The organism is Bradyrhizobium sp. PRIMUS42 (genome assembly GCF_023006515.1).
Classification (GTDB): domain Bacteria; phylum Pseudomonadota; class Alphaproteobacteria; order Rhizobiales; family Xanthobacteraceae; genus Bradyrhizobium.
Genome location: NZ_JALBGZ010000603.1, coordinates 1 through 3,839, shown reverse-complemented (window position 1 = coordinate 3,839; position 3,839 = coordinate 1). Strand labels below are relative to the sequence as shown.

Sequence of the window (3,839 nt, the reverse complement as noted above, 5' to 3'; positions counted from 1 at the left end):
CGAATCGCCGCTCGATCTCATCGGGCGCGAGGGCGCCGAAGGCATCGAAGAAGCGGCTCCACACCGCGCGCGGGGCGCCGTCCGGCCCTAAGAACTCGTCGGGAATGCCGGGCAGGCGGCTATAGTCGCGGACCCATTGCGCGAGGCGGCGCTGGCCTTCGCGCTGTCCCTGCGTTCTACCCGCCTTGTCGTCCTGTTCCGCTGCGCCCTCGCCCATGCGCCTCTCCCTGCCCCACCATCATACTCATTGCAGGAGCGGGGTCCGCAAGTCGAGGGTCAGCGGAAACTCATTTGTGCGTTCCTCGGGCGGCGGTTGCATCGCCCCCGGCGTGTGGCCGTGGTCCTGGAAGCGCGCCAGCCGCCGCGCCTCGGCCTCGTAGGTGTTGACCGGCTTGGTGTCGTAGCTTCGGCCCCCGGGATGGGCGACGTGATAGACGCAGCCGCCGAGCGAGCGGCCGTTCCAGCTGTCGATCAGGTCGAAGGTCAGCGGCGCGTGGACGGGAATGGTCGGATGCAGGCCGGAAGCCGGCTGCCAGGCCTTGAAGCGGACGCCGGCCACGGCCTCTGAGGAGCGACCGGTCGACGTCATCGGCAGGCGGCGACCGTTGCAGGTGACGATATGGCGGCCCTCGACGAAGCCTTCGGCCTTGACCTGGAGCCGCTCGACGGACGAGTCGACATAGCGCACGGTGCCGCCGGCCGAGCCCTCCTCGCCCAGCACGTGCCAGGGCTCCAGCGCCTGGCGCAGCTCCAGCGTCACGCCGCCATGATGGACGCGGCCGAAAGCGGGGAAGCGGAATTCAAGCTGGGCCAGATACCATTCCGGCTCGAAGGGGTAGCCGAACTGCTTCAGCTCGGTGAGCACCTCCACAAAGTCTTCCCAGATGAAATGCGGCAGCATGTAACGATCATGCAGTGCCGTGCCCCAGCGCACGAACTTGCCGGCTTGCGGCTCGCGCCACATCTTCGCAATCAGCGCGCGGATCAGGAGCTGCTGCGCCAGCGACATGCGCGGATCGGGCGGCATTTCGAGCGCGCGGAATTCGACGAGACCGAGTCGCCCCGTGGGCCCCTCAGGCGAATAGAGCTTGTCGATGCAGATCTCGGCGCGGTGGGTGTTGCCGGTGATGTCGACGAGCAGATGCCGGAACAGCCGGTCCACCAGCCACAGCGGCGTCTGGTAGCCCGGCGGCGGCACGTGCGAGAGCGCGATCTCGAGCTCGTAGATGCTGTCGTGGCGGGCTTCGTCGATACGCGGCGCCTGGCTGGTCGGGCCGATGAACAGGCCGGAGAAGAAATAGGACAGCGACGGATGCCGCTGCCAGTACAGCACCAGGCTCTTGAGAAGATCAGGCCGGCGCAGGAACGGCGAATCCTGCGGCGAGGAACCGCCGACCACGACGTGATTGCCGCCGCCGGTGCCGGTGTGGCGGCCGTCGACCAGGAAGCGGTTGGCGCCGAGGCGTGTCTTGCCGGCGTCCTCATAGAGCCCGACGGTGATGTCGACCGCCTCGCGCCAGCTCTTCGCCGGCTGGACGTTGACCTCGATCACACCAGGGTCGGGCGTCACCTTGATGACTTCGATGCGCGGATCGAACGGCGGCGGATAGCCCTCGACATGAACCTGAATCTGCATCTCTTCGGCGGTGGCTTCGAGCGCGGCGATCAGCTCGAGATAATCCTCGATGCGCTCGACCGGGGGCATGAAGGCGCAGAGCACGCCGTTGCGGACTTCGACCGACATCGCGGTGCGGACGGGGACGGACGTGTTGAGATGCTCGGGATTGACCCGCGGTGGCGCTTCCGGACGCGCCGGCAACGTGAATACCGGCAGCTTGCCCCGCGCCTCCATCGGGTCCTGCTCGACGATGTAGGGATATTGGTTGGGCGGGACATAGCCAAGCGAGCCGATCGGCAAGCGCAAGCCCAGTGGTGAATCTCCCGGCATCAGGAACAGATGATTGCGTCGGAGTTGCCAGCGCTCGCTGCGCCAGCGCGGCGGCGCGTTCCACCGTTGCACCGGCAGCACGAAGCCGCGCGGCGTGTTGAGGCCCTCGTCGAACACGCGCGCCATGCGCGCGCGCGCTTCCGGATCGGACAATTTGGAGTCGGAGGGATCGACGTTGACGGGAAGCTCGGCCTCCTTCTGGAGCCAGTACGCGGTGTCCTCAAAGGCCGGCATGATGTAGCCGGGATCCAGCCCGAGCCGCAACGCCGCGCCCTCCACGAACGCCTGGGCGTCCTTGACCTCGGCGCGCCGCGGATTCTCGATCTTCGCGATCAGATCGGCATTCTTCCAGATCGGCACGCCGTCCTTGCGCCAGTACAGTCCAAAAGCCCAGCGCGGCAGGCTTTCGCCGGGGTACCATTTGCCCTCGCCATAATGCAGCAGCCCGCCCGGCGCGAAGCGCCTATGCAGGCGGCGGATCAGATCGTCACCAAGGGCGCGTTTGGTCGGACCGACCGCCTCGGTGTTCCACTCCGCCGCTTCGAGATCGTCGACCGAGACGAAGGTCGGCTCGCCGCCCATGGTGAGCCGCACGTCGGCGCTCGCGAGATCGCCGTCGACCTGCTCGCCGAGATCGTTCAGCCGTGCCCAGGATTCATCGGAAAACGGCTTGGTGATGCGCGGCGCCTCGCGGATGCGTTTCACGCTCATGTCGAATTCGAACTCGACCTCGGCAAAGCCGGCGCCGCCGGAGATCGGCGCAGCCGAACGATAATGCGGAGTCGCCGCGACCGGGATGTGACCCTCGCCTGCGAGCATGCCGGAGGTGGCGTCGAAGCCGATCCAGCCCGCACCCGGCAGATAGACCTCGGCCCAGGCGTGCAGGTCGGTGAAGTCGTTCTCGACTTCCGGCGGCCCCTCGATCGGATCGATGTCGGGACGGATCTGGATGAGATAGCCGGAGACGAAACGGGCGGCGAGACCGAGATGACGGAAGGTCTGGATCAAAAGCCAGGCGGAGTCGCGGCACGATCCGGCACCGGAGGAGAGCGTCTCCTCCGGCGTCTGCACGCCGGGCTCCATCCGGATGATGTAACGGACGTGCTTCTGAAGCTCGCGATTGAGATCGACCAGGAAGTTGACGGTGTTCGGGGCCTCAGGCGGGATCGCATCGAGAAATTTCGCGAACAGGCGATCGGGCTTGATGGTCTCGAGATACGGCGCGAGCTCGGTCTTCAAATCCTTAGAATACTCGAACGGAAAGCTGTCGGCATAGGGCTCGACGAAGAAGTCGAACGGGTTGACCACCGTCATCTGCGCCGTGAAGTCGACCTCGATCTTCAATTCGGTCGTCTTCTCCGGGAAGACGTAGCGCGCCAGCCAGTTGCCTTGCGGGTCCTGCTGCCAGTTCACGAAATGGGTGGATGGCGTGACCTTGAGCGAATAGCTCAGGACCGGCGTGCGCGTATGCGGCGCCGGCCGCAGGCGGATGGTCTGCGGTCCAAGGTCGATCGGACGGTCGTATTTGTAGTGCGTGACATGATGCAATGCGACGTAGATCGACACGGGGTGCGGTGCTCCAGCAGCTTTTTTGAGCAGAACACCTGATGTGGGTGCGATCAAGCACTAACAACGGGCAGAGGGTGCCTAGGAAGTGTCCCAGATGCCCCGGCAGGAGCGAAGCGTAATCTCGGCCATACGGGCAGTATCGTAGCAACCATTAAATGGCGGCGGTGTTTTGAGCCGTACGGATCGCCTGCGCCTGCCATGATGACGCCGCGCTCGCGTCCGTCAAGGCGTGGCCTGGCGGCAGATCGGGTGAGGTTGGGGCGAGCGACGGCCATCCTTGACGGACGCTGCGCGCGGCGCCAGGAGGAGCCGCAGGTCGGGA

At 65.8% G+C, this 3,839-nt stretch carries 2 protein-coding genes; both read right to left on the bottom strand.

The features are described 5' to 3' along the window. A partial coding sequence (locus tag MOV75_RS30225; protein WP_247007148.1) for a hypothetical protein occupies positions 1 to 217 on the bottom strand: 217 nt, incomplete at its 3' end. Between the two features lie 27 nt (positions 218 to 244). Further along, positions 245 to 3,514 carry a DUF2126 domain-containing protein gene (locus MOV75_RS30220; RefSeq protein ID WP_246931226.1) on the bottom strand — a complete coding sequence of 1,090 codons (3,270 nt, stop codon included), beginning with the start codon at positions 3,512 to 3,514 and terminating at the stop codon, positions 245 to 247. Positions 3,515 to 3,839: the final 325 nt, after the last annotated feature.